Raw genomic sequence first — 23,518 nt, 5'->3', positions numbered from 1 at the left:
CGCGGGGAGCCTTTCTGTTACCCTTTCCGCTAATTTATGGATGGGGATGAATATGGATTTACAGCAACAGCTACGCGGTAAATGGGCGATCTACGGCCTAATGTTTTTACCCGGTTTCACCTGGGCTTCGTGGGTGAGTCGTACACCTTACATGCGCGATATTCTGCATGCTTCCACGGAAATGATGGGCATGATCCTGTTCGGCTTTTCCTGTGGCTCAATGTTATGCGTTCTTCTGGCAGGAAAACTCATCACCCACTTTGGCACTAGCCGTGTCATGCGTTATGGCTTTGCGCTGCTGTTGAGTGGCGTCGCAGTCATGTTAGCTGCCCTTCTACTGCACAGCGCGTACGGTGTCTTCGCCAGCCTGGTGTTACTGGGCGGAGGGACAGCGTTAATCGATGTGGTAATAAATGTCGAAGGCGCTGCCTTTGAGCGTCTGATTGGCAAATCGATCATGACCACCATTCACGGCTTCTTTAGCTTTGGCACGCTGATTGGTGCTCTGTCGGGTCTTGCTATGACAGCCGCAGATGTCAGCATCACCTGGCACTTTGCCTTCGTGGTTCTGGTGAACCTGCTGATTGTCTCCGCAGCCCTGCGTCATTTACCCGCCACCAGCGACAGCGAACGACATGAACAGGCGCACAGCGGCGGCTTCCTCGCTCAGGTCGGACGCGAGCTGCGCGATCGCCAACTGCTGATCCTTGGGGTGGTGATTTTGGCGATGGCGCTGGCAGAAGGCTCTGCCAATGACTGGCTACCGTTACTGATGATCGATGGTCATAATCTTAATCACACGCAAAGCACGCTGGTGTACGCGGGTTTCACTGCGGGCATGACGGTGGGTCGTTTCCTCGGCGGATATGTGGTGGATCGCCTGGGCCGTGTACTGGTATTACGCGCCAGCGCATTCTCAGCCGCCCTGGGTCTGGCGATGGTGATTTTCTCCAACAACCAATGGCTGGCGGCAGCGGCGGTGTTGTTCTGGGGAATTGGCGCTTCGCTTGGCTTCCCACTGACCGTCTCCGCTGCGGGCGATGGCAAAAACAGCGCGATTCGCGTGACCATCGCCGCAACGCTTGGTTATCTGGCCTTTCTGGTGGGACCGCCAGGACTGGGGTTTATTGGTGAACACGCGGGTCTGCGCATGGCGATGTTGCCGGTGCTGGTGATGGTGCTGCTGGCGTTAGTTTGTGCGGGCGCGGCAGGATCTCGTGATGCGAATAAGGCTGATCAACCCGTGTAAAGCTGGCGGCCTTCGGGCCGCCAGAAATGTACGTTTTGGGAATAAGGCGCGCTAAAAAAATTAGCCCGAGGCTATGCCGCCAGCATCAATGGACCATTTTCATCATTTGCGGCCTGCAAATTCAGTTCATCGATGCGATGGACAATAGTCAATCGGGTGCCACCTACGTCATCGGGCGCGATCAGAAACGTCACGTCACTCTTCAGGTAAGGTGGTGCGTCATCACGTAACCGGTAACGGATCGATTTTCCAGGTTCGCAGTCAACAGGTTCAGCCTCCGCTAATACAGCGTTGGGTAGCCAGGCTTCCCGGTACTCCGCAATACTGATAGCGCGCCACACTTTCTCCGGCGGCGCATCCAGTTGATACTCTTGTACCAGTTCGTTGGATTTTTCGGCTTTACTCATTGGTCCATATCCTTCAGCAAACTTTTCAGGGCATCAATGCGTGTCGGCCAAAACGCGCGATATTTGGCTAGCCAGTTGACCAGAAACGTCATGCCAACCGGGTCGACTTCATAGTTCACAAAGCGCCCTTGCCGCTCTTCACGCACCAGCCCCGCACCCCGTAACACCGCGAGATGTTGAGACATCGCCGATTGGCTGATCTCCATCCCGTCGCGCAACGCAGTGGCATTCATGCGCCCCACCGACAGCTTTTCAAATATGGCACGGCGGGTCGGATCCGCCAGTGCTTTGAATATCGCATTTTCAATCATGTTGATGACATTAGCACTGGCTTATTTAAGCAGCAAGATAATGCGCAGCGATCTCTTGCTCGGTGACGATCACTTTCGACACCAAACCGTATTCCACCGCCTGCTCCGCACTCAACCAGAAATCACGCTGAGTATCTTGCTCAATCTTCTCAATCGCCTGCCCGGTGGCATCCGCAAAAATATGATTGAGGCGATTTTTCATGCGCACGATTTCATTGCTGTAAATCTGCATATTGCTGGCGGGGCCTTGCATGCCGCCGGAAGGCTGATGCAGTAGGAAGCGGGTGTTGGGCAACGCATAGCGATTTGCTTTGTTGGCGGCGACATAAATCAACGCTCCTGCGCTGGCGACACAGCCTGAGCCAATCATGATCACTTCGGGTGTGATAAAGCGTATGGCATCAAAAATCATATCGCCCGATTCAGCATGACCGCCGGGAGAGTTGATAAAGATCGTGATCGGTCGATCGCTGAGAGCGGCGAGGATGTGCAGATGCTGAACCACCTCTTTGGCCATTTTTTCATCCACGGTGCCGGTAATGAAAATCTTGCGTGTGTTGATCAGATGTTCCATCAGCGATGGGTTAAGTGGCGGTGCTGCCGGTTCAGAAGGTTCGGTGTTACTGTCGCGCATGGAATCACTCCGCAAAAGATGGGGACACCAAACACATTAGCACTTACTTATCCATTAGGCGAATATGATGCAACGTCAATCGATGACGATGTTAATCAGTAGGGCACCGAAAAGTGCCCTGACACGCCGCTATTGGCGGGGAATGATTATTTTTTGCTGTTGCTGCTGGTCATATTATCAAACTGCTGTGTGAGATAGTTGCTGGTGCTATTCAGTACGCTGACCACTTTATCCAGATTGGTGAACTGAGTTTTGTAGCGTGCGATTTTGTCATCAATGCGTTTACTGGTGGTGTTGTACTGATCGGTCAGCTGGTTCAGTTTTTTACTGATGCTGTCCGTCGCCCCCTGAATCACGCCTTTACTGCTGAGAAACGCGGTAAAAGTGGTATCCAATACCGTGCTGACTCCGGTTTTCTTACCATCACCGGTGTACATATCACGGATGGCGTCAGGCCTGACTTTCAGTGCACTGGAAAGTTTGTCCGCATCCAGCTTCAATTTCCCATCGGTAGGATCGGTGGTAATACCCGCCTGGCTGAGCGTTTTGTAAACTCCCGAACCGGAGGCGTTGGCAAGAATGCTCTTTAACTGGGTCTGGATGTTACGCAGCGTGCCGTCACCCAGCAGTGCACCGTTTTTACTGTCCGGTTCTTTACCCGCATCCACCGCTGTGTAGCGGGTGAGATTGCCCATCGTATCTTGCAGCGAATTGTAGGCATTCACCCAATCGGTGATGGCGCTTTTCGCCTTGCTGGTGTCAGCGCTGACGGTCAACGTCTGAGTGCCGGTCGTCTGATCGTTCAGCTTGAGCGTAATGCCTTCCACGGCGTCTTCAATGGTGTTGCTGCTGCTTTGAATTGCCACATTGTTGACGGTCAGGCTGGCATTTTGCGCTTCCACACTCTGAACCATGTGACTGTTAGCTTGATCGGATTTATCAAATCCAACAAAACCGTGCAACGTATCATCACCCGTTACGCTTAAAGAGGTCACTGCGTGGTCGGTTCCCGTCGCCTTCGAGGTTAATGACAGACGGTATTCTGTTCCTGACACTTTGATCAAACTGGCGCTGATCCCCACATCGGACTTGTTAATGGTGTCACGCAGCGCTGTCAGGGATGTTTGATCTTTGGATAACGAAATGCTCTTCTCTTTGCCATCCGCAGTGACAAATTTCAGGGTACGCGATGCCGCATCGCTGCCTAGAGCCGCTTTGACATCGGTTTTCGCATCGCTGGTCAGCGTTTGCGATTGCGCCAGATGATCTACGCTGATGGTGTATTTCCCTGCCAGCGCGCTGCCATTGGTATCCGCGCTAAATGCACTCGAACTGGAAGTGGTACTGGTCGCGGTATAGAGACTCGCATCCTTTAATTTGGTGTTAGCCGTCTGAAAAGCCTGAATCGCGGTTTTAAGTGTGCCATAAGCAGAAAGCTTCGCCGTGGCGGCAGACTGCTGTTTGGAAATCGGTGTCAGTGACTGTTTTTCAGCGGCGGTCAGTTTATCCAAAATGGTACTTAAACCCAGTCCTGAACCCACACCTAAAGTTGAAATCCCGGCCATGTACGTAACTCCTGTTATTTTGACGTTACGGTACTATCGGCGACTTAACGCAAACCTTTAAGAAAACCTGATCATTTCTTTACTATTTCCTTACGAATATCCTTACAGTTTGCACAACATCAGTGCAGACGCGGCTTCAGGGGCCATTGCCCTGTTTTTCCTCCATCGCTTCGCTACGCAATAAAACATGACGTGTCTCACATTTAACGGTCAGCATGCTTGTCGGAATCACAGAGCGGCTTATTATCTCGCCAGATTGTTACTGCGCGCAAACGCAGGCAAAACCTGACACGCCGCCCTCCCGGTGGGTCAGGTTTTTTCTTTTTCAGGGCTGATAAAAATGAAAATCGCGAAGATCCTCAATAACAATGTCGTGGTCGTACTGGGCGAGAACGGCAAAGAACAAGTCGTGATGGGTCGCGGGCTGGCTTTTCAGAAGCGTGTGGGCGATGCGCTGGATGCGCAGCAGATTGAAAAAGTCTTCGCACTGCAGAGTGACACCCTGACAGGAAGGCTAGGCGAGTTGCTTTCTGATATCCCGCTGGAAGTCATCACAACCAGCGAGTTAATCATCGCCAGCGCACGTCAACAGTTGGGCCAGCCGCTGCATGAGAGCCTCTCGATTGCGCTGTGCGATCACTGCCATTTCGCGATTGAACGCCATCAGCAAGGCATTCCGATTCGTAATGTATTGAAGTGGGAGATCAAAACGCTCTACCCCAAAGAGTTCGCGATTGGCATGGAAGCACTGGCCCTGATCAACAAACGCCTCGGTGTGGTGTTACCTGACGATGAAGCAGGCTTTATCGCCCTGCACTTAGTCAACGCGCAACTGGGCAGCGACTTTGCCGATGTCTCTCATGTGACGCAATTTATGCAGGAGATTTTGCATATCGTGAAGTATCGGTTGCAGCTGGATTACCGCACCGACAGCCTGAGCTATAACCGCTTCGTTAACCATTTGAAGTTTTTTGCCCAGCGCATGCTGGGAAAACGCGGCGTGTGCAGCAAAGATGAGTCATTGCATGATGTGGTGCGCGACAAATATCCGATTGCTTATCAATGCGCGATGAAGATCGACAGCCACATCCAGCAAAAATATCTCTATGCCCTCTCGGCGGAAGAGCGCATGTTTCTCACCATCCATATTGAGCGAGTTCGCAAAGAGACATTAGCGTTGCAGGAAGATGCCGACGAGGCGTAAAAACGGGCGCCAGCGCGCCCGTTAGCGGGTTTATTTCAATGCCGCGCCGTGGCTACGGATCACATCCTGATACCAGAAGAAGCTCTTTTTACGCGAGCGTTCCAGCGTGCCGTTGCCCGCATCATCACGATCAACGTGGATGAAACCGTAACGCTTCGAGAACTCGGCTTTAGAGGCGCTGACCAGGTCAATCGGTCCCCAGCAGGTGTAGCCCATCACGTCCACACCATCTTCAATCGCTTCCCGTACCTGCACTAAGTGATCATTGAGATACTGGATGCGGTAATCGTCATTGATGCTGCCATCGGCCTCAACCACATCTTTGGCACCCAGGCCATTTTCCACAATAAATAGCGGCTTCTGATAACGGTCGTACAAGATGTTAAGCAGTATACGCAGACCTTCCGGATCAATCTGCCATCCCCACTCTGAGCTGGCGAGATGCGGATTCGGCACCATCGACAAGATATTGCCCTGCGCTTTTTGGTTCTCTTCTTCATTGGTGGTGACGCAACCGGTCATGTAATAACTGAAGGAGATGTAATCCACAGTGTTGCGCAGGTCGCGTTTGTCCTCATCCGTGATGCTGACGGTGATTCCGCGATCGGCGAAGAAGCGTTTCATGTAAGCCGGATAGGCACCGCGCACCTGCACATCACCAAAGAATAACCACTCGCGATTCTGCTGCAACGTTTCCAACACATCGGCAGGACGGCAGCTGAGCGGATAGAGCAACGCACCCAGCAGCATGTTGCCGATCTTACCGTCCTTAACAATCTCATGGCAGGCTTGTACGGCGCGGCCGCTCGCCACCAGCTGATGATGAATCGCCTGATAAATCGCCTGTTGATCGCTCTCTTCCGGTAATCCAACGCCAGTAAAGGGCGCATGCAATGACATGTTGATTTCATTGAACGTCAACCACAGCTTCACTTTAAGCTGGAAGCGAGTGAATACCGCGCGCGCATAGCGTTCAAAACAATCAATGGTGATGCGATTGCCCCAGCCGCCATATTTTTTGATCAAGCCAAAAGGCATTTCGTAATGTGACAACGTCACTAGCGGAGTGATGTTGTACTTTGCCATCTCATCAAACAAACGATCGTAAAAGGCCAACCCCTCCTCGTTTGGCTGAGCTTCATCGCCCTGCGGGAAAATACGCGTCCAGGCAATCGAGGTACGCAGAACGGTAAAGCCCATCTCTGCGAACAGCTTGATGTCTTCCGGGAAGCGATGATAGAAATCAATCGCCGTGTCTTTGATGCCAAAATCATTGCCGCTGCGTTCAACGCGCGCGCCAAAAATACCTTTGGGTTGCAGATCCGAGGTCGATAGCCCTTTACCGCCCTCCTGCCAGGCACCTTCCACCTGATTGGCGGCAACGGCGCCACCCCATAAAAATGCATCCGGGAAACGTGTAGTCATTTACTTGCTCCTTGGTTATTTCAGCACGGCCAGCAGCGGCGAGCCTTCACTCACTGCGCTGTTGTTCAGGGTTAATACATCAATAAATTCATCGCTGTTGCTCACCAGCACCGGTGTGGTGAGGTCGAATCCAGCGTTTTTGATCGCCTCAATATCAAACTCCAATAGCACATCGCCCACTTTCACTGGCTGATCGTTTTGTACCTGAGGACGGAAATATTGCCCGTCGAGTTTGACGGTATCGAGTCCAACATGGATCAGCACTTCCGCGCCTTGATCTGACGTCAGGCCAATCGCATGTCCGGTGCGGAACATGGAGGAAACTACGCCATTGACCGGCGATACTACGCGGCCCACGTGCGGCAGAATGGCCGCGCCCTTGCCGAGTAAACCGCTGGCGAAAGTTTCATCTTTGACTTTATCCAGCGGCAATACGTCACCCGCAATCGGGCTCACCACGCTTTCACGGCGCGTTAATGTCGCAGGCGCGGGATCGGCGACGGGTTCAGCCACAACGGGTTGTGCCGCAGACTCTCGTAAACCAAACACATAGGTCATGGCACAGGCGAAAACTAGCGCGACCGCTGCACCGGCAAAGGACGCCAGCACGCTGGCATCAATACCCGTGCTGGGCACGACCTGAATAAACGTGAAAATACTGGGGAAGCCAAAGGAGTAAATGGTGGTGTGCCAGAAGCCCAGAATGGCGGCACCCAATGCGCCACCAATACAGCCGAAGATGAAAGGACGTCGACGTGGAAGCGTGACGCCATACACTGCGGGTTCAGTGATACCAAAAATGCTGGCAGTGAATGCCGATCCGGCCATCGCTTTGAGTTTGATATCACGCGTGCGCAGGAAGATCCCCAATGTCGCGCCCGCCTGTCCTAATACCGCCGGCATCAGTAATGGCAGTAGGGTGTCGTGACCGAAGTTGGCCAGATTGTTGAGCATGATCGGCACCAGTCCCCAGTGCAGACCGAAAATCACACAGATTTGCCAGATCGCGCCCATCACCGCACCTGCAACCATGGGGCTGAGGCTGTAAATCCACAGATAGCCTTCCGCCAGCAAGCGGCTGAGCCAGGTGGCTGCCGGGCCAATCGCCAGAAAAGTGAGCGGCACGGTGATTAGCAAGCACACCAGCGGCGTAATGAAGTTACGCACCGCACCGGGTGAACGCGGATGTACCCAACGCTCAATCAGGCTTGAGACCCACGCAGCAAAGATAATCGGGATCACCGAGGAGCTGTAATTGAGTATTTCCAGCGGGATACCGACAAAGGTCAGTGGCTTTCCTGCCTGCTGCTGTTGCATCGCTTCAAGTATCAACGGATGCACCAGCGCTGCGGCAATCGCCATGCTGACAAAGGGGTTACCGCCAAATTTTTTCCCGGCGCTGTAGCCGAGCAGAATCGGCAGGAAGTAAAAGAGTCCATCACTGGCAACAAACAGCACTTTGTAGCTGCCGCTGCTCGCGTCCATCGCACCGAGCACCAGCGCCAACGCCAGCAGTCCCTTGATGATGCCTGTCGCAATCATCACACCAATAAAGGGTGTAAAAATGCCGGAAACCAGATCGATAAAACGGGCAAACAGGTTTTGTGGCGTAGTGTCCTCCACGTTATCGGCATGGTCGAGGGCATAGCGTGCCGTTAACGCGCGGTAGACCTCCGCAACCTGGTTGCCGATCACCACCTGATACTGTCCCCCGCTCTCCACCACCATGATCACGCCAGGATTATTTTTCAACTCGGCGGTATGCGCTTTTTGGCTCTCTTTTAACTTGAAGCGCAGGCGCGTTGCGCAGTGCATCACGCTGATGATGTTATCTTTTCCCCCCACGCCAGCCACAATGTCATCTGCCAGTTCCTGATATTGCATCTTCCCTTCTCCTGCAAAACGCCCCGAATTTCGCGCAAAAAAAAACCTGAGGCGCGCCCTCTGTGATAGAGAAAGGGCGCGCCTCAGGTTTTGCCTGCCGAACAGTAACAATCCTTAATGACGGTTATCTTGCTGAGCATTGCCAAAAAGTAGCAAGCAGTTTTCAAAAATCGCGCTGAAATGTGTGAAGCGCGTCAATTATTGTTCAGGAGTGCAGCGCATGCCCGGCTCGTTGTAATGCTGACAAAGCGAGGGCAGATAGCATCACACCAATCAAAATTAACAGTTTATAGCTCAGCGCGTTCAGCAGCAGAATACCCAGCACGCCGCCGAACAGGAATGCCATCACCGTGAAGAAGTGCAGTTTTAAACGCTCGATATAGAGCGGCGCATCTTTCGGGGATTCTTTACGGCGTAGCACATCAAACAACATGGCCAACTCAATGCCAATGTCGGTAGCGGTACCGGAGACATGGGTGGTGCGCACGCGTGCGTTGGAAATCCGGGTCACCACGGCGTTTTGTAATCCCATCAAAAAACTCAAACTGAGCACCAGCAATACGCCCGATTCACTAAAGCTGAACCAACTCTCAATGACGCCCAGCGCGAATAATGCCACGCCTTCCAGCAGGATGTTGATGGCATAAATCCCGCGAATTTGTCGCCTGCGTCCGGAGTTGATAATCAGGGTCGAGACAGAAGAACCCGCTATAAAGAGCAGCACTATCAGCAGGAAGAACAATCCGACATGCAGATTCGCTTTCGCCAGATGATCGGAAAGTGACGAGACGTTGCCCGTCATGTTGGCAGAGAAAAAACCGACGGTTTCAAATGCAGCTGTGTTCAGCGCGCCCGCAACAGCCGCCAGCGTGCAGGCGAGTCGGGTATCCGTATTAAAAGTGCGCGTGTTTTCGGAGGTAATCAGCATGGCTATTCCCGGCCCTGGCAAAGGGGAATATCTTCCTCCTGCGGGCCGGAATTCTCAAGCCTCAGGCAAAAGGCACCCTTTACTGACCGGGCATAACAGGGCGTTATGAGCGAGGGATACAATCAGTGGAGGTATTAATCGACATGGGTTCGATTAAACCCGTATTGCGTAAGCCGATGATGAAACTGAACATTATTCTCACAATTCAGTTTAATGTAAATCGATCGCTTATAGTGACTGATGGTTTTGTTATTCAGTCTGACACGCAAGGCAATGTCCTGCTGACTGCTGTATCGGGCAAGCCATTTCAGCATGTGAAATTCTTGCAGCGAGAGCGAAGGAACACGGCTGCGTGTTGATGTATGCGGTCTCTTCTCAGCAAGTGTATTGACGTTTTGAACAATGCTGGCTAATGAGGCTTTTTTTGTCAGAAATAAAACCGAGTGAAATTCATGGGCAAGAAAATTAAGCAGCGCAGCATCATTAATGTCGGTCAGTACCAACACGCGGATACTAGGATAAAGTGCCTGCAACAGGCTTAAAAACGCATAGGAAGATTCAATATCATCCGCTTCGGTTTTTAACTCAATAATCATTACTTCGATAAATTGATCGATTAATATTTTTTTTGCATCACTTAAAGATGAGCAGGACAAGAATTGGTAACCTGCAGATATTAATAGCTTTTCTAAGCCAAGCGCGGCCCATAAATTGGCTTCAACATTTAATATTTTCATGTTTATTACTTAAACAATTAAAAAACCATTTAATCGTGATTAGTGGCTATTTTAAATCGGACAACATTTCTTTTTTTGTGCGATAAAGACTACAAAATATTAATTATCCCGTGCTGGCGAAGCCGCAATCGCGCACTAAAATTATGGAGTGACTAGCTAGTCCTTATCTCTCACGGAACATTGATATGAGGTCTTCCTATGAAACAACAGAGCTACAGAGGCGGTGCAGGGAATTTTGCTAACGATCCGGCACGCGCAAGAGAAGCTGGTAAAGCGGGAGGCAAAGCCAGTGGAGGCAACTTCAGAAACGATCCTGAACGCGCCGTTGAAGCGGGTCGGAAAGGAGGCAAGATAAGTCGCCGTCCTCCAACAAAGTCTGAGTAAAGCGCTTTAGGATTTGTTCTGCCAGGGACTGGCATCTCCTCTTAATGGATCCACCCGATGCGACCTGGCCTCAAGCCTGTCGGCCACTGCCCTTCCTGTTTTTCCATACTAAATCCAATCGCCACCGCTTTGCCTACCAGATTACGCTCAGGGACAAAACCCCAATAGCGGCTGTCATAGCTGTTGTTACGATTATCCCCCATCATAAAATAGCTATCCGCCGGCACCACCCACTCTCCAGTCTGCTGACCTGGCTGATGGAAAAATGCCGATGCTGAAACAGTCAATTCAGGCTTCTGCAAAATGCGATGCGTCACCCCCGCTAGCGTTTCAGTGCCCATCAATAGACGCTGTTCATCAGGCTTTTCCTCGCCAATTGGTCTGGCATAAAAGCCCGGATGCATTCCGGCAGTCTCGACGAACTCGCCCGCTTTGAGCGCACTGTAATGAATGGCTAGCGCTGGTGCACAAGATTGATGGTCCTGGCAAAAAGAGAAAACAGTGAGCTGTTGTGAGGCTGGATTGAAGATGACTTTGTCACCGGGCAAACCGATCACTCTTTTAATGAACAACTGCGTTTCGTCCTGAGGAAACGTAAATATCGCAATATCACCACGTTTAGGGTGTCCGGTGGCAAGCAACGTTTTCTGATTGAATGGATTTCGAAGCCCGTATGAATATTTATCTGCCAGCACCCAGTCGCCGGTGAGTAGAGTTGGCATCATGGATCCAGAAGGAATGCGAAAAGGCTCCCAGCCAAAGGCCCGAACCAGTAACACGATGACCAGTAACGGAAAGAGCGATGCGGGCGTATCCAGCCAACTCGGGAGGCGCTGAGTTTTACCCTGCTGTATGAGCGAAGATTCTGCCTGGTTTTTCTCAACGGTGATGCGCGTCAAAGCCCAAAGCCTGTATGTCCAACTCAGGCCGCTAAAAACCACAGCAATGGCCAGTATCAGGGCGAAGATGTTCATCATAAGAGGCTTCCAGCGCTGCCGCGTTATTCATCCGCATCAATCATTGCGGCTCGTTAATTTGCGCCGTCAATATAAACCCAATGTTAGGTTATCGCTCTCCTATCTGTGCTTTACGGCTCGCTTAATATGATGCGAATGGTGAGGCTTGAGTTATAGGCTTTTCAATGCCATATTCTTTTCAATAATGTGGCTTGCTTAATCTACATAACTTAATAGGGAGTGATAATGTCCACCGAAGAGAGAATAAAGGAACTTGAAGAAACGGTTCAGCGTTTAAAAATCGAAACTGAGGTGTTGCGTGAACTGATGATTAAACAGGTCGCAGTGAATAACATCACCTTCAAAGGGAAATATGATGAAGTCATTATTAACATGGCTAAAGAGTATGAAGAGCGCGGACTGGAAGTTGACCGTAACCGAGCCATGCATGAAGCGATACGGCAATACATCAAAGATGATGCATCATCCAATGATTGAAATGCTGTACCGCAATAATACCCTTACAAATCACGCAAAAGAGCCGCTTCCGCGGCTCTGAATTGAGAGTCAGATCATCGGTTTTTGATCATCAGGTAAATCACGATCGTCAGTCTCATCATCCTCTTCATCGGGTAAGGGTAAATCGTCGCCAGGCTGCGGCTTAACATCATCTGGATCTGGACGTTCTGACATATATACCTCCATTCACCCTGATTGGGTATAAGTAGTTTAGTGGGGTGATGATTGATGCGGTGTAGAAAATACCCGATTTTGTGAATCAAGCGTAGGATATTTTATAAAATATTTTAACCACTAGAAAAGCTTACTTTATAAACTACATGCTTCGTTTATTTCGAAATTACAGGGTAATTAATCAACAATTTCAATTGATTAAGCACACCCTATAATTAGAGAGATGTTTTTTAAATGTCGGGTGCGATTAATTTTCAGCGAGGCTATTTATCCTGATAAGGATCATGCTTGTGATCTTTACTATCATCGCGCGTGCGCGGAATCTCTCCATGATCTTCAGGGTTGTCTTTTGCTGGATGGTCATCCTCTTCATACGCATTGCCGACATTGGGGGCGGCTTCGGGAAGTCCCTTATGCACATCCCCTTCTTTATTACGTTGTTCATTCGTATGATGATCTTTCATAATTAACCTCATATTTAATGTCTTTCTTATAGTAGTCTAATTTTAACGACAGGAAATGAATGCTGAACGTTTAAGCCAGTCATTATTAAAACTGGTAAATTTTTCCGTTCACCTACGGTTTCGCTTACTTCAGCTTTTTAGACAGATTAATCCGTAAGTTCGAAAACACGCCTCTTATTCAAGTCACTAACCCAAATTCACATCGGATAGTGTGCCATACTCTCGGTACCCAAATTAATTGGAAAATAACATGTTTCACTTTGTTATCGCCCTCTTCAAGAGCCCTGAGTCATTGCTACAAGTGATGAGCCAGCAAGATATGAAAGAATCCATTCAGGAGGGCGACAGGATCATTATTGATGAAGATGGCAACGCTTCGGTTAATCCGTTAAGTCCCAAAGTTCAGCGCGATTTTGCCCATCATGTCAAAACCTTGAAGGATATCTAAATGGGAACGGCAATATTTATGGTGCTGATGGTGTGTGGCTATTGGTACACCAGCCGGGACATGTCGAGTCGCTTAAAAATAAAGCGTTCCTTTGGCTGGGATGTTTACTTTTTAATTGCCCTTTATGGTTGTATTTTTGTCTTACAGGGCGTGTTTGCCACCGGGATTGTCTGGCTGATATTACTCGCCGCTTCCGCGATCAATAATACTTTTGCACTTACCCGCCTGGTGCATGCTCGTTGGCATGTGGATTTTATGACCTGGAGCTTCCTGGGTATTCAGGCACCGGTCGTGATTATGCTCGCCTTTGCCGTGCTGTTTTGTGTGTATCGCTCAAACTGGGCTGGCAGCGCGCGATTAACCGCCAGCAGCCGCCGCGACCTCTATCAGCGATTGTCACGTTCGAACGGTATTGAACAGATGTTGTTGCAGTGTATGGAAGAAGGTGAGTTAGCCTGGATAACGCTAAAATCCCGACGCATCTACATCGGCATGATTCATGCCGCCACCTTCGAATATGCCAGCACGGCCAATATTGTATTAATACCGATGCTCAGCGGTTATCGCGATTCACGTACGTTAAATCTCGCCGTTGAGCACAATTACAGCCGTTGGTATCATCAGCACCAAATTGATTTCATGTCGAAACCCAAAACAGCTTTAGCGTTTCGTAAAGTGATTATGGTGGAACAAATCGAGAGTCTGTCGCTGTTTGATCCCGCCAGCGCCAGTGCTCTGGCAATGGGTGAGGCAGGAACCGATGAAGTCAGCACAGACGCATCACCCTAACTTCCAGCGTAACCAATTATCCAGTTCGCTTTCAGGTAATGGGCGGGAATGAAAGAACCCCTGCGCCTGATCGCAACCGAACTCTTTTAACGCTTCGAGCGTCTCAATATTTTCCACGCCTTCCGCTAACACCACATAATCCAGTTCTTTGAGCATAGCGATAATGCTGCGGGTGATGATGCGTGACGCGGTATCCGTGGCAAGTCCGCCGACAATCGAACGGTCGAGTTTGACCACATCCAGAGGCATTTTTCGCAGATAACTGATATTGCTGTAACCGGTGCCGAAATCATCCAGCGCAATACCAAAACCGCGCAGTTTCAACATTTCCAGCCCCTTAATGGCCGCCGCGCTTTCGATGATGCGCTCAGTTTCCAGGCACTCAATGCCGAGCAGATTCGTCGGCAGACGTGCCTTGATCATCTTATTCTCGAGCCTGTCAGCAAAACTTTCCTGGCTAAAGTCGCGCACGCTAACGTTCACCGTGACAGGCAACTGGATACCTTGCCCGTTGAGCCGTTTCAACCGCTCAATGGTTTTATCAATGACCCATTCGGTGATCTCTTGCAGCAGCGTGGTTTGTTCCGCGAGCGGGATGAAAACTGAAGGAGAAAGTTCACCTCGGGTGGGATGGCGCCATCGGATCAGCGCTTCGAGCCCAATCGGTAAACCGTTGCTCAGACAGATTTTCGGCTGGAACACCAGATACAAGCCATGATTGTGCCGTACAGCAGTGGCCAGGTCGTTGACGAGAGTAAAGTCATCCGTACGCCGCTCATCGTTTTCCTCACTGAAGTTCATACACGGGATCCCGCGACAAATGGCTTCATGCAAGGCACTAACGGCTCGACGCAGCGCTTCCTGAGCGGAAATTTCTGACGGCGAAAAGAGGGTTTCACCGGTATGTGTCGCCAAATCGACCGATAAACCTTCGCCAATCTCGGCGCGTACGCCTTCCATGCGTCGCGCAACCCACTCGGCGCACAATGGACTTTCTTGTTGAGTTAATAGCGCGAACCGCCCGGTTGCCACGGTATAGAGCAGTTCATTTTTGCCGGGACGCAGACGTAGCGGCAGTAACGTTGCCATATCTTTGAGAAGCCCTTCGACCGGTGCCATGCCCAACGAACGCGCCAGCTCATAGGCTCGCGGCATATCGATGCAGTCGATCAACACCAGCCGATACCGCGTGTTATCACCGGCATTACGCAAGGATTGCAGGTCTCTAATCAGTTGCTGTCGGTTAGGCAATCCTGTAACCAGATCGGTAAAACCGACAGAATGCCAGGCTTCAAGAAAGGAAATCACCAGCTGGGATAGCAACGTCATCGTCGCCAGCTTTTCAGCGCTAAAGGTATGTGGTTTGCTATCCACCACGCATAGCGTGCCTAAAACCAGCCCTTCCTGGCTCTTTAGTGGCACACCCGCATAGAAGCGAACAAAAGGTTCACCTATAACAAAAGGATTGACGGAAAAACAGGCGTCCAGTTGGGTATCGGGCACCACCAGCGGTTGATCCCCCTCGACCACGTACTGACACAATGAATCGGCACGCAACGTTTCACCGACGTTAAAGTTGTGCGCAGCTTTGATGTATTGGAAATCATCGTCAAGGACAGAGATGAAACTGCTGGGAACATCCAGCGTTTTACTGACCAAATCAGTGAATTTGCTCAGTACATCGTCACGGCAGATATCCGGATTCCGAAGTGCCTGGAGCGTGATGCAGCCTGGCTTCAATTCGTTAGTTATGCTCATTTGCACTCGCCCATTCCCCTGGCACGGATAGCAATGCTGAACTCAAAAGAATAACTTCATTATCATTAAGGAGAATATCCGCCATTTTGCGTCTATTTTGCTCATTATTAACCGGTGAATATCACCATATTATGCTCGCCATCACGGTTTGTCATGCTGAAATATCTTTACAAGAAGCTTACATGAAAACTGAGTAAAGCTATCCTTCATCCCATTCAAGCGAGGCGTAAATTGATAACAAGGATTACGGCTGCCCAGAGATCTTATCAATAGCGCACGCATTAATAGGATTTAATAATTACCGCATAAAATTCAGTCTGTTGCCCTAAATTCAACAAGCACAGAAAAGCATCAAATAAGCGATGCATCACGGCATATATATTCCTGTCATATCGCTAAGTCGGTCCAGGTTTTCTCTTAATGATGCGTCTCGCTTATTAGCTTAATCTCTCAATAATGGGATTATTTTATTTTAACTAAGGTTTCAAATCCCGAATTTTCAACACCCTGCTTTAGGGAAATCCAGAAATATTACTCTGCAACGATTATTAAGCCGCTTCGCAGAGTATTTTTTCTTTAGTCTATCTTTTCCTCCACACATCACGCCACCCTGTCACGCCGTAGCAGGCTTAAACGGCTAAGAGGTGAAGATGCTATATAGGGTCACGGCAAACTTCCCAACATTTCCCCTTCCATCTTATCCGGACGCAGCGTAACCTATATGCAAAACGACTATGTTTCATATACGGATCGCATAATGGGTATCGTAAAAATTTCTGATCTGATGCATGAGAATCTGCGTATCGCGAGCACGGCGTTAAGCCGTTCCATCAATGCGCAGGCAGAACACTGGATGAAGATTGGCATGCTGGCTGAGCTTTATCCTGACCTCAACCTTCAGGAACTGACGCGCCTGTTGATGCGTGTCGAACGTGACGGCGGCGCAGATTTAGCGCAGCTGCTTGACCAGCCTACATTAACCTCGCAGGGAATCGCGCAATGACCATCAAACTACATTCTGCAGAAGAAATCGAACTGGCACGCGCTGCCGGACACGCCGCGGCAAAAGTGCTGGAAATCATCACCCCTTACGTCAAACCCGGCGTGACCACAGATGAACTAGACGCCATTTGCCATGACTATATTGTCAATGAACTGAAGGTTGTTCCCGCGAATATTGGTTATCACGGCTATACACGCACCACCTGTACCTCGGTAAACCACGTGGTGTGCCATGGCATTCCAGGTGAGAAGAAGCTCAAGAATGGCGATATCGTCAACATCGACGTCGGCATCATCAAAGATGGCTGGTACGGTGATACCAGCCGCATGTATTACGTAGGTGAGCCATCGGTGCGCGCTAAACGTCTGGTCGATATCACCTACGAATCGATGGTGGCGGGCATTAAAGTCGTCAAACCCGGTGCGACATTGGGTGATATCGGCGCCGCGATCCAACAGGTGGCGGAGAAAGCCGGATTTTCAGTGGTGCGTGATTATTGCGGTCACGGTGTTGGTGAGATTTATCACGACGAGCCTCAGATTCTGCACTACGGTACGCCGGGCACAGGGATTGAGTTGCAGGCAGGCATGATCTTTACCATCGAGCCAATGATCAATGCCGGCAAAGCAGGTACCAGTGTTTTATCTGATGGCTGGACGGTGGTGACAAAAGATCGCTCGCTGTCGGCGCAGTGGGAACACACTCTTGCTGTGACCGAGACCGGCTTCGATTTGCTTACGCCATGGCCTGAAGGCACAGGCGATTACGCAGCAATAGAAGGTTGAATGCGGCTTAGCGCGCTGACAGGCATTCAGGATGCGCCAATGCAGTGGCGTTACTTTTCACTGCCGTGTAAGGTAACGTCACTTTTTTTATCCGGAACTTAGACTGATGCGTGAACAAGCCATTTTTGCCGGCGGCTGCTTTTGGTGTACTGAAGCGATTTTCCAATCCATCCATGGTGTATTGAGCGTGGAAAGTGGTTATATCGGCGGCCATGTCTCGTCACCCACTTACGATCAAGTTTACAGCGACACCACCGGTCACGCCGAAGCGGTGAAAATCGAGTTCGATCCTGATCTCGTCAGTTACGACGATTTGCTCGACATCCACTTCGCGACCCATGATGCCACGCAGGAAAACATCAAAGACGGCGTGGTGCGTTCACGTTATCGTTCCGCACTATTTCCGACCAGCGATGCACAACGCATTGCCGCTGAACAAGGGATAGCGCGCGCCGCTGCCGAACTCAGCAAGCCGCTGGTGACAAAGCTGGAACCGTTAGCCGAGTGGTACGCAGCCGAAGACTATCATCAAAACTTCTGGGAGAAAGAAGGACAGGAAAACGCCTTCTGTATGATGAATATCCCGGCAAAACTGCAGAAACTGCGCAATAAATTTCCGAAACAGGCATCAGACGCTTAACGCGCCATCTCATCGATAACCTGTGTGATGCGCTGAATCACCCTCTGCGCCGCCCGCGATAACTGTCGGGATGGCGCAGTACAAAGTGCCAACGTCAGCGGACGCATCACGCTGTTTTTCAGCGGCACAAAGCACAGTTGCTGCTCCTGCACTTCAGTCATCACATCCAGCAAACTCAGCACGCATACGCCAGTGCCCTGAGCAACCAAACTGCGTATCAGGCGAATATCGTTACAGGCAATAATGTTATCCGGCGCCATGCCCTGCTTGCGGTATAGCGCATCGACCCGTTCATGGACCACCAGCGAATCACCAGGAATGATATGCCGCTCCTGGCTCAATTGACTGAGCGATAGCGCATCGCACTGGCTCAATGGATGATCGGGCGCCATGACTATACCCATATCCAGTTCCGCAAACGCCAACACATCCAGCCCACTCTGTCCCGCCGGATCAAGGATCAAGCCAAAATCAATCGCAGACTGTCGAATCAATTGGCTGATGGCGTGGCTGTTGTCGACGGTAAGTTCCAGCCGCAGCCACTGATGTTCACGTGCAATATCTGCAATCGCATCAGCCACCGGTCCCTTAGTCAGTGATTGCACCAGACCCGCGCTGACGTTACCGCGCTTTAACCCCTGAATATCATCGAAACGCTGGCACGTAACGCGAAACTCGCGCTGCCAGCGCATCACATCGTCGTACAGCAACTCACCGGCGGTGGTCATCCGCAACCCATCCGGCAAACGCTCAAACAGCGGCGTACCAAAGCTCTCTTCCGCCTGCAGGATCTGCCGGTTAATGGCGGACGCGGAGACGTGCAGTTTCTCGGCGGCTTTACGTAAGCTGCCGCTGCGAGCCACTTCTGCAAAGTAAACGGAAAAGCGGGAAAACGGACTCATGCATCACCTGTACTGTTTTTTGCAACACTTGATTGAATTCTGTCGGATGGATTTGTACAGAGCTAATTATTCACAATGTCCTGATAAAAATGAAGTCTTTCAGTCGCCCTTGTGAGCCAATGGCAGGAACATCACCATGAATACCCGCAACGTCGAGCTGCGGGTCCAGGTAGAAGGTGTGCACGCTTTCAATACGCGGGTATTTGAAGAGGATTGCCTGATGGTGGAAACAAAAAAACCCAGCGCCAGCCGCTGAACAGTTTATCGCGCTGTGCTGCTCACGCATTTAATCACGCAATCGGGTGATCGACCTGTAACTTATTTAGTGCGCCACATGCGGTACTGTCCCCAGAAGCCTACTTCTGTGGCGTACTCCTGTGGCGTGCCGTCAGCCACAATATCCAGCGACTTGCGCATCCCCAGACTCATCACTGAACAGTCATTACTGACGCGCAACTTATGCAGACCATTTTCCAGATAAGCAGTGACAAACTGGTTTTGACGCAACATCGCGACATCCTGACCATCCACGTTCACCACGAATTTGCAGGTTCCACCGCTGGCACTACCAATAAACTGCTTGAGGCGCGTAACAGTCACCGGTGTCTGCTTCTTGCTGGCATCCGGTGTCACCATTTGCTGATTGATGATGGTATCGGCTGATCCATAAGGTCTGGCGCACCCTGCCAGAGTTAAAACCGCTAACGCTATCAATGCTTTTTTCATTACTTTCCCTTTAGTCTGCTGCTCCATGCAGCCATTCGCTATGCGTTATCGGCGTTTTGGGTGAAATCTTCAATACCACGCTAAAACAACAAATGCCTCAGGTTGTAGAACGCTCCCGCCAGCGCGATAAGCAACAACATCAGCATTGATATCCGCTCCAGGCGCTGCTGATGTGCTCCCGGCAGCCAGCGCTTCACGGTGATGATATAAAACGCCAGCACCGCAAAATCGAAGGCCATCCATACCAGCGCCAGGGTGATCAGGCTGCTGCTCAGATCGGGCGTGATGGCGATAAACTGTGGAAACAGCGCGGCAAAAAACAGAATATCTTTTGGATTAGAGATGCCCACCACAAAGCCTTTCAGCAATCCACCCTGTGCTGCAGGCCGATGGGCGGTTGCACTTGTCGCAACACGTAAGCCTCGCCATGCAATCACGCCAATAAACAGGGAACCCAGCAACCCGGCGACTTGCAAACTCAAGGGATTGAGAGAGACCAATCCCGTCAACATCAGTGCAGCCAGCGCAATTAACACCAGTGATGCCGCGTTAGTGCCCACCACTGTGGCAAAAGCGCGGCGATAACCATGACGCGCGGCCGTGCCCGTGATCAGCGCCACCACCGGGCCTGGCGTCATTAACAGCAATAAAATCGCCAGCATATACGCCAGCAGCAGTGAGAGGTTCATGGTAACGACCTGAAACGTATTAGAAGGTCGCCAGTATGGCTTTTCGATTCCACATTGAAAAACGCTTTAAAATGCCGTTGAATGTGAGTTTTACTCAATATTGAGTTTACCTTATGACGCTTCCTCCACTTTATGCGTTGCGCGCCTTTGCCAGTGCGGCGCAGTTGGGGTCTTTTAGCCAGGCCGCTGCGGCACTCAACGTCACCCCTGGGGCGATTAGCCGCCACATCCGCACCCTTGAAGCGTGGTTCGATTGCCAACTGTTTATCCGTAAAGGCCCCAGGGTAGAAATCAGCGCTGCCGGTAGCGTATTAGCGGCACAATTACAGGCCGGATTTGCCTCTTTAGAGCAAGCTTGCGCCGCCTTCACGCAGCAGGGTCATCAACTCCGTCTCAAGGCCCCATCGACACTGACCATGCGGTGGCTGCTGGATGCACTTCAACTCTATCGCGAGCAAAACTCAACACCTGAAGTGCAGATTACCAGCGTTTGGATGGACACCGACAACGTCGATTTTGCCCGTGAACCTTTTGACTGCGCCATCTTGTTGGGCGACGGTCATTTTGGTGCAGACACTGAGTGCCATTTGCTGTTTCAGGAGTGGTTAATTCCGATTTGCGCCCCCGCACTGGAACGACAGGCACAAAAGCAACTGGCAAGTTGTGAATTGATTCACCCCTCACACGATCGCCGCGACTGGCTGAGGTGGTCACAGGGGGCAGCTGATGCACCGGTTATCAATCTGTGGCAAGGCAAACTGTTCGATACGCTGGAACAGGGCACGATGGCGGCGATCAGTGGACACGGCGTTTCAATTGGTGACTTGCTGCTCAGCCAGGAGGCGATCAACAACGGCTTACTGGTGCTGCCATTTAACCAGCCGGTGGCGACAGGGGACGGTTATTATCTGGTGTGGCCGAAAACCCGGCCGGAAGCGCCCAACATCAAGCTATTGCTTCAATGGTTGCTTGATCAGGTGCCCGTGTTAAATAGCAAGAATTTAGAGTAATGGCGGCCTTGACGCCGCCTGTCATCTGGTTATGCGCTCTGACGCAGGGTAAACACGCTGACGCTGTTCACCATGTTTGCCGCTTGCTCGCTGAGCATGGCGGAAGCAGCCAGGGATTGCTCCACCAGCGAGGCATTTTGTTGCGTCGTGATGTCAATTTGGCTGATAGCAGTGTTGATCTGACTGATCCCATCGGCCTGTTCGGTGCTGGCCTGATTAATCTGTGACAGCACCTCCTTCATGTTCACCACGTTGTTCATCATTTCCGACATCAGTTTGTTGGCATCCGCTACCATGTCACGGCCATCAACGATGCGCGTGGAAGACTCCTCAATCAGATGGCGAATCTCATGCGATGAGGTGGCGGTTTTTTGCGCCAGCGCGCGCACTTCCTGCGCGACTACCGCAAAACCGCGACCGTGCTCCCCTGCTCGTGCCGCCTCAACAGCCGCATTGAGCGCCAGGATATTGGTCTGGAAAGCAATCGAATCAATCAGATTGATAATGTCTGCCATGCGACCGGCTGAATCATGGATCTCAGCCATTTTGGTCGACACGTTGTTCATCATGGTGGCGTTCTGCCCCACGGCGCTTTCCGCCTTTTCAGACAGATCGGCAGCAAAGTGGGTGTTATTGCGCGTGTTGCTAATAGTGGCGGTGAATTCTTCAACCGATGCTGCTGTTTGTTCAACCGAACTGGCTTGTTCTTCAGTGCGCGCGGCCAAATCATGTGTACCCGACATAATTTCGCTGGCACCTCCTGAGATTTGCTCTGCGCTGATACGAATATGACTGACAATGGTCGACATTTTATCCTGCATCTGCTGAATGGCTTTTATTAACTGGCCCATTTCGTCTTTACGTTTTTCATTGAAACTCGTACTGAGATCGCCATCAGCAACACGGCCAAGAAACGCAATCACGTTTTTTAATGGCACAGTAATGGATTGGATAATAATCCAGCCAATCAACGCAGAAAGAATAACTGCCGCAATAAATATCACCACCATTGAAATTTTAGTGGTGTGATAGGAATCCATAAAGTGTGTGTAGGAACCATTCATCTGCTGCTCTTGCAGTGCAATAAAACGCTGCACTTCAACCGTATAATCCTTTTGTTTACTCGCCAATGCTGTCAGATAATAATCCAGCGCTTTATTAGGATCCTGACTAGCGAGTTGCAAAAATTCATTACGGCCTTCTAAATAAGCTTTGCGTTTATCATCCAAAATTTTGAGATAAGCAATGGAATCGTCATCTGTTGACAGTGCATGGAGTTGACGATAAATCTCCGTAATTTGCCCGGTTGCCCCCTGAAGCTCATTCATGATGGCGCTGCGGCGCTCCGCATTGATTGGGCTGAGCAGCAAAGCCTGTCGCTGAATGGTAGTGTTAATCTCATTGATTAACTGATTGCCCAACGCAATGGTTGGGTAATCATCTTTCATCATGCCGTTGACGCCGGTTTGTGCCATAAACAGCGAATTTAAACCCAGTACCGCGACCAAAAGCAGCATACCGATATTGATGAGCGAAGAAATAATGAGTTTGCTGCGTAATTTAATATTACGTGAAAATCCTTGAACTATGTCCATTTAGAAACCTCAATGATTTTTATTAGTGAGTCATGAAATCCAGGTGTTATTAAAACAAAGAAATGGAGACGCTCCGCGTTCTCATCGGCAGCGTCCCTGCTGTTATCGTCAGCATGCTCACTAACCTTAATGCTTTTACTTAAATATAACTTACTCGTGCAAAACAATTCACTTCCTGTGGAATTGCGCAATTAAACAATTTGATCAGTTATATTAAATTGTTGGCAATAATAGTCACCTGAGTGATCAGTGCGCTTTACTTATTAAACTGAGTTTGTAGCGCTTGATCCTCCGTTTAGATAAACGTAGCGGCTTTTTACTGCAGTTTATGC

At 50.4% G+C, this 23,518-nt stretch carries 26 protein-coding genes; 10 read left to right on the top strand and 16 right to left on the bottom strand.

Annotated elements, in window-relative coordinates; translation table 11 throughout:
• Positions 1-46: 46 nt before the first annotated feature.
• Positions 47-1,249, top strand: a complete 1,203-nt coding sequence (locus tag WFP70_RS05360; protein ID WP_337022855.1) for an MFS transporter — start codon at positions 47-49, stop codon at positions 1,247-1,249.
• Between the two features lie 71 nt (positions 1,250-1,320).
• Here the strand turns inward: WFP70_RS05360 and WFP70_RS05355 are convergent, their stop codons facing one another.
• The 4 genes from WFP70_RS05355 to fliD form a co-directional block, all read right to left on the bottom strand.
• On the bottom strand, positions 1,321-1,656 hold the full coding sequence (locus WFP70_RS05355) for an SRPBCC family protein (protein WP_337022854.1): 336 nt from the start codon (positions 1,654-1,656) through the stop codon (positions 1,321-1,323).
• A complete protein-coding gene (locus tag WFP70_RS05350) occupies positions 1,653-1,967 on the bottom strand; it encodes an ArsR/SmtB family transcription factor (RefSeq protein WP_034822684.1) in 315 nt (104 codons plus the stop codon). Before WFP70_RS05350 ends, WFP70_RS05355 begins: the two co-directional genes overlap by 4 nt.
• 25 nt (positions 1,968-1,992) lie before the next feature.
• Positions 1,993-2,601 carry an ATP-dependent Clp protease proteolytic subunit gene (locus WFP70_RS05345; RefSeq protein ID WP_337022853.1) on the bottom strand — a complete coding sequence of 203 codons (609 nt, stop codon included), beginning with the start codon at positions 2,599-2,601 and terminating at the stop codon, positions 1,993-1,995.
• A 146-nt stretch (positions 2,602-2,747) separates the two neighbouring features.
• Entirely contained in the window at positions 2,748-4,166 is a 1,419-nt protein-coding gene (fliD, locus tag WFP70_RS05340) for a flagellar filament capping protein FliD (protein ID WP_337022852.1), read from the bottom strand.
• 340 nt (positions 4,167-4,506) lie between these two features.
• Here fliD and licT point away from each other — a divergent pair, with 340 nt between their 5' ends.
• Positions 4,507-5,370, top strand: a complete 864-nt coding sequence (licT, locus tag WFP70_RS05335) for a BglG family transcription antiterminator LicT (protein ID WP_337022851.1) — start codon at positions 4,507-4,509, stop codon at positions 5,368-5,370.
• A 30-nt stretch (positions 5,371-5,400) separates the two neighbouring features.
• Here the strand turns inward: licT and WFP70_RS05330 are convergent, their stop codons facing one another.
• From WFP70_RS05330 to WFP70_RS05315, 4 genes are all read right to left on the bottom strand, one after another.
• The gene (locus WFP70_RS05330) at positions 5,401-6,795 is read right to left on the bottom strand and encodes a glycoside hydrolase family 1 protein (protein ID WP_337022850.1); all 1,395 of its coding nucleotides are present in this window, start codon (positions 6,793-6,795) and stop codon (positions 5,401-5,403) included.
• A 15-nt stretch (positions 6,796-6,810) separates the two neighbouring features.
• Positions 6,811-8,679: a PTS beta-glucoside transporter subunit IIABC gene (gene bglF / locus WFP70_RS05325; RefSeq protein WP_337022849.1), complete on the bottom strand. Its 1,869-nt coding sequence runs from the start codon at positions 8,677-8,679 to the stop codon at positions 6,811-6,813.
• Between the two features lie 205 nt (positions 8,680-8,884).
• Entirely contained in the window at positions 8,885-9,607 is a 723-nt protein-coding gene (locus WFP70_RS05320; RefSeq protein WP_058961215.1) for a YoaK family protein, read from the bottom strand.
• A 134-nt stretch (positions 9,608-9,741) separates the two neighbouring features.
• Positions 9,742-10,344 (bottom strand): LuxR C-terminal-related transcriptional regulator, encoded by a 603-nt coding sequence (locus WFP70_RS05315; RefSeq protein ID WP_337022848.1) that lies wholly within the window; start codon positions 10,342-10,344, stop codon positions 9,742-9,744.
• Positions 10,345-10,542: 198 nt separating this feature from the next.
• Between WFP70_RS05315 and WFP70_RS05310 the strand changes: the two genes are divergently transcribed.
• Positions 10,543-10,728 (top strand): general stress protein, encoded by a 186-nt coding sequence (locus tag WFP70_RS05310; protein ID WP_072016973.1) that lies wholly within the window; start codon positions 10,543-10,545, stop codon positions 10,726-10,728.
• A gap of 41 nt (positions 10,729-10,769) precedes the next feature.
• On the opposite strand, the gene lepB is transcribed toward WFP70_RS05310, so the two are convergent.
• Positions 10,770-11,705 (bottom strand): signal peptidase I, encoded by a 936-nt coding sequence (gene lepB / locus WFP70_RS05305; protein WP_337022847.1) that lies wholly within the window; start codon positions 11,703-11,705, stop codon positions 10,770-10,772.
• A 225-nt stretch (positions 11,706-11,930) separates the two neighbouring features.
• Between lepB and WFP70_RS05300 the strand changes: the two genes are divergently transcribed.
• Entirely contained in the window at positions 11,931-12,182 is a 252-nt protein-coding gene (locus WFP70_RS05300) for a hypothetical protein (protein WP_034822671.1), read from the top strand.
• A 69-nt stretch (positions 12,183-12,251) separates the two neighbouring features.
• On the opposite strand, the gene WFP70_RS05295 is transcribed toward WFP70_RS05300, so the two are convergent.
• Entirely contained in the window at positions 12,252-12,377 is a 126-nt protein-coding gene (locus WFP70_RS05295) for a hypothetical protein (RefSeq protein ID WP_337022846.1), read from the bottom strand.
• Positions 12,378-12,640: 263 nt separating this feature from the next.
• The gene (locus WFP70_RS05290; RefSeq protein WP_034822668.1) at positions 12,641-12,841 is read right to left on the bottom strand and encodes a hypothetical protein; all 201 of its coding nucleotides are present in this window, start codon (positions 12,839-12,841) and stop codon (positions 12,641-12,643) included.
• A 250-nt stretch (positions 12,842-13,091) separates the two neighbouring features.
• Between WFP70_RS05290 and WFP70_RS05285 the strand changes: the two genes are divergently transcribed.
• Both WFP70_RS05285 and WFP70_RS05280 read left to right on the top strand, forming a co-directional pair.
• The gene (locus tag WFP70_RS05285) at positions 13,092-13,289 is read left to right on the top strand and encodes a hypothetical protein (protein WP_034822666.1); all 198 of its coding nucleotides are present in this window, start codon (positions 13,092-13,094) and stop codon (positions 13,287-13,289) included.
• Entirely contained in the window at positions 13,290-14,078 is a 789-nt protein-coding gene (locus WFP70_RS05280; protein ID WP_337022845.1) for a hypothetical protein, read from the top strand.
• On the opposite strand, the gene WFP70_RS05275 is transcribed toward WFP70_RS05280, so the two are convergent.
• Positions 14,070-15,836: a sensor domain-containing phosphodiesterase gene (locus tag WFP70_RS05275; protein ID WP_337022844.1), complete on the bottom strand. Its 1,767-nt coding sequence runs from the start codon at positions 15,834-15,836 to the stop codon at positions 14,070-14,072. The two genes, WFP70_RS05280 and WFP70_RS05275, sit on opposite strands and share 9 nt — an antisense overlap.
• Before the next feature lie 757 nt (positions 15,837-16,593).
• Between WFP70_RS05275 and WFP70_RS05270 the strand changes: the two genes are divergently transcribed.
• The 3 genes from WFP70_RS05270 (at position 16,594) to msrA (ending at position 18,264) form a co-directional block, all read left to right on the top strand.
• Positions 16,594-16,839 (top strand): ParD-like family protein, encoded by a 246-nt coding sequence (locus WFP70_RS05270; protein WP_034822655.1) that lies wholly within the window; start codon positions 16,594-16,596, stop codon positions 16,837-16,839.
• The gene (gene map, locus WFP70_RS05265; protein ID WP_337022843.1) at positions 16,836-17,624 is read left to right on the top strand and encodes a type I methionyl aminopeptidase; all 789 of its coding nucleotides are present in this window, start codon (positions 16,836-16,838) and stop codon (positions 17,622-17,624) included. Before WFP70_RS05270 ends, map begins: the two co-directional genes overlap by 4 nt.
• A gap of 103 nt (positions 17,625-17,727) precedes the next feature.
• Entirely contained in the window at positions 17,728-18,264 is a 537-nt protein-coding gene (gene msrA, locus WFP70_RS05260) for a peptide-methionine (S)-S-oxide reductase MsrA (protein ID WP_082678132.1), read from the top strand.
• Here the strand turns inward: msrA and WFP70_RS05255 are convergent.
• From WFP70_RS05255 to WFP70_RS05240, 3 genes are all read right to left on the bottom strand, one after another.
• Positions 18,261-19,166, bottom strand: a complete 906-nt coding sequence (locus WFP70_RS05255) for a LysR family transcriptional regulator (protein WP_034822648.1) — start codon at positions 19,164-19,166, stop codon at positions 18,261-18,263. The genes msrA and WFP70_RS05255 overlap by 4 nt on opposite strands.
• 318 nt (positions 19,167-19,484) lie before the next feature.
• Positions 19,485-19,892 (bottom strand): hypothetical protein, encoded by a 408-nt coding sequence (locus tag WFP70_RS05245; RefSeq protein WP_034822646.1) that lies wholly within the window; start codon positions 19,890-19,892, stop codon positions 19,485-19,487.
• Between the two features lie 80 nt (positions 19,893-19,972).
• Entirely contained in the window at positions 19,973-20,581 is a 609-nt protein-coding gene (locus WFP70_RS05240) for a LysE family translocator (protein ID WP_337022842.1), read from the bottom strand.
• Between the two features lie 113 nt (positions 20,582-20,694).
• Between WFP70_RS05240 and WFP70_RS05235 the strand changes: the two genes are divergently transcribed.
• A complete protein-coding gene (locus tag WFP70_RS05235) occupies positions 20,695-21,591 on the top strand; it encodes a LysR substrate-binding domain-containing protein (RefSeq protein WP_337022841.1) in 897 nt (298 codons plus the stop codon).
• Positions 21,592-21,620: 29 nt separating this feature from the next.
• On the opposite strand, the gene WFP70_RS05230 is transcribed toward WFP70_RS05235, so the two are convergent.
• Complete coding sequence (locus tag WFP70_RS05230) at positions 21,621-23,186, bottom strand: methyl-accepting chemotaxis protein (RefSeq protein WP_337022840.1); 1,566 nt, start codon at positions 23,184-23,186, stop codon at positions 21,621-21,623.
• Between the last annotated feature and the right edge of the window lie 332 nt (positions 23,187-23,518).

It is taken from the genome of Pantoea sp. USMM079, assembly GCF_037153115.1.
In the GTDB taxonomy this organism is placed as follows: Bacteria; Pseudomonadota; Gammaproteobacteria; order Enterobacterales; family Enterobacteriaceae; genus Pantoea; species Pantoea communis.
Note: the sequence above shows the minus strand (reverse complement) of the source record. Positions and strands in the feature narration are given on the sequence as shown.

What these genes read in the sequence shown, in the direction of transcription:
- WFP70_RS05360 (WP_337022855.1), top strand. Translation starts at nt 47, where the DNA reads ATGAATATGGATTTACAGCAACAGCTACGCGGTAAATGGGCGATCTAC.
- WFP70_RS05355 (WP_337022854.1), bottom strand. Translation starts at nt 1,656, where the DNA reads ATGAGTAAAGCCGAAAAATCCAACGAACTGGTACAAGAGTATCAACTG.
- WFP70_RS05350 (WP_034822684.1), bottom strand. Translation starts at nt 1,967, where the DNA reads ATGATTGAAAATGCGATATTCAAAGCACTGGCGGATCCGACCCGCCGT.
- WFP70_RS05345 (WP_337022853.1), bottom strand. Translation starts at nt 2,601, where the DNA reads ATGCGCGACAGTAACACCGAACCTTCTGAACCGGCAGCACCGCCACTT.
- fliD (WP_337022852.1), bottom strand. Translation starts at nt 4,166, where the DNA reads ATGGCCGGGATTTCAACTTTAGGTGTGGGTTCAGGACTGGGTTTAAGT.
- licT (WP_337022851.1), top strand. Translation starts at nt 4,507, where the DNA reads ATGAAAATCGCGAAGATCCTCAATAACAATGTCGTGGTCGTACTGGGC.
- WFP70_RS05330 (WP_337022850.1), bottom strand. Translation starts at nt 6,795, where the DNA reads ATGACTACACGTTTCCCGGATGCATTTTTATGGGGTGGCGCCGTTGCC.
- bglF (WP_337022849.1), bottom strand. Translation starts at nt 8,679, where the DNA reads ATGCAATATCAGGAACTGGCAGATGACATTGTGGCTGGCGTGGGGGGA.
- WFP70_RS05320 (WP_058961215.1), bottom strand. Translation starts at nt 9,607, where the DNA reads ATGCTGATTACCTCCGAAAACACGCGCACTTTTAATACGGATACCCGA.
- WFP70_RS05315 (WP_337022848.1), bottom strand. Translation starts at nt 10,344, where the DNA reads ATGAAAATATTAAATGTTGAAGCCAATTTATGGGCCGCGCTTGGCTTA.
- WFP70_RS05310 (WP_072016973.1), top strand. Translation starts at nt 10,543, where the DNA reads ATGAAACAACAGAGCTACAGAGGCGGTGCAGGGAATTTTGCTAACGAT.
- lepB (WP_337022847.1), bottom strand. Translation starts at nt 11,705, where the DNA reads ATGATGAACATCTTCGCCCTGATACTGGCCATTGCTGTGGTTTTTAGC.
- WFP70_RS05300 (WP_034822671.1), top strand. Translation starts at nt 11,931, where the DNA reads ATGTCCACCGAAGAGAGAATAAAGGAACTTGAAGAAACGGTTCAGCGT.
- WFP70_RS05295 (WP_337022846.1), bottom strand. Translation starts at nt 12,377, where the DNA reads ATGTCAGAACGTCCAGATCCAGATGATGTTAAGCCGCAGCCTGGCGAC.
- WFP70_RS05290 (WP_034822668.1), bottom strand. Translation starts at nt 12,841, where the DNA reads ATGAAAGATCATCATACGAATGAACAACGTAATAAAGAAGGGGATGTG.
- WFP70_RS05285 (WP_034822666.1), top strand. Translation starts at nt 13,092, where the DNA reads ATGTTTCACTTTGTTATCGCCCTCTTCAAGAGCCCTGAGTCATTGCTA.
- WFP70_RS05280 (WP_337022845.1), top strand. Translation starts at nt 13,290, where the DNA reads ATGGGAACGGCAATATTTATGGTGCTGATGGTGTGTGGCTATTGGTAC.
- WFP70_RS05275 (WP_337022844.1), bottom strand. Translation starts at nt 15,836, where the DNA reads ATGAGCATAACTAACGAATTGAAGCCAGGCTGCATCACGCTCCAGGCA.
- WFP70_RS05270 (WP_034822655.1), top strand. Translation starts at nt 16,594, where the DNA reads ATGGGTATCGTAAAAATTTCTGATCTGATGCATGAGAATCTGCGTATC.
- map (WP_337022843.1), top strand. Translation starts at nt 16,836, where the DNA reads ATGACCATCAAACTACATTCTGCAGAAGAAATCGAACTGGCACGCGCT.
- WFP70_RS05255 (WP_034822648.1), bottom strand. Translation starts at nt 19,166, where the DNA reads ATGAGTCCGTTTTCCCGCTTTTCCGTTTACTTTGCAGAAGTGGCTCGC.
- WFP70_RS05245 (WP_034822646.1), bottom strand. Translation starts at nt 19,892, where the DNA reads ATGAAAAAAGCATTGATAGCGTTAGCGGTTTTAACTCTGGCAGGGTGC.
- WFP70_RS05240 (WP_337022842.1), bottom strand. Translation starts at nt 20,581, where the DNA reads ATGAACCTCTCACTGCTGCTGGCGTATATGCTGGCGATTTTATTGCTG.
- WFP70_RS05235 (WP_337022841.1), top strand. Translation starts at nt 20,695, where the DNA reads ATGACGCTTCCTCCACTTTATGCGTTGCGCGCCTTTGCCAGTGCGGCG.
- WFP70_RS05230 (WP_337022840.1), bottom strand. Translation starts at nt 23,186, where the DNA reads ATGGACATAGTTCAAGGATTTTCACGTAATATTAAATTACGCAGCAAA.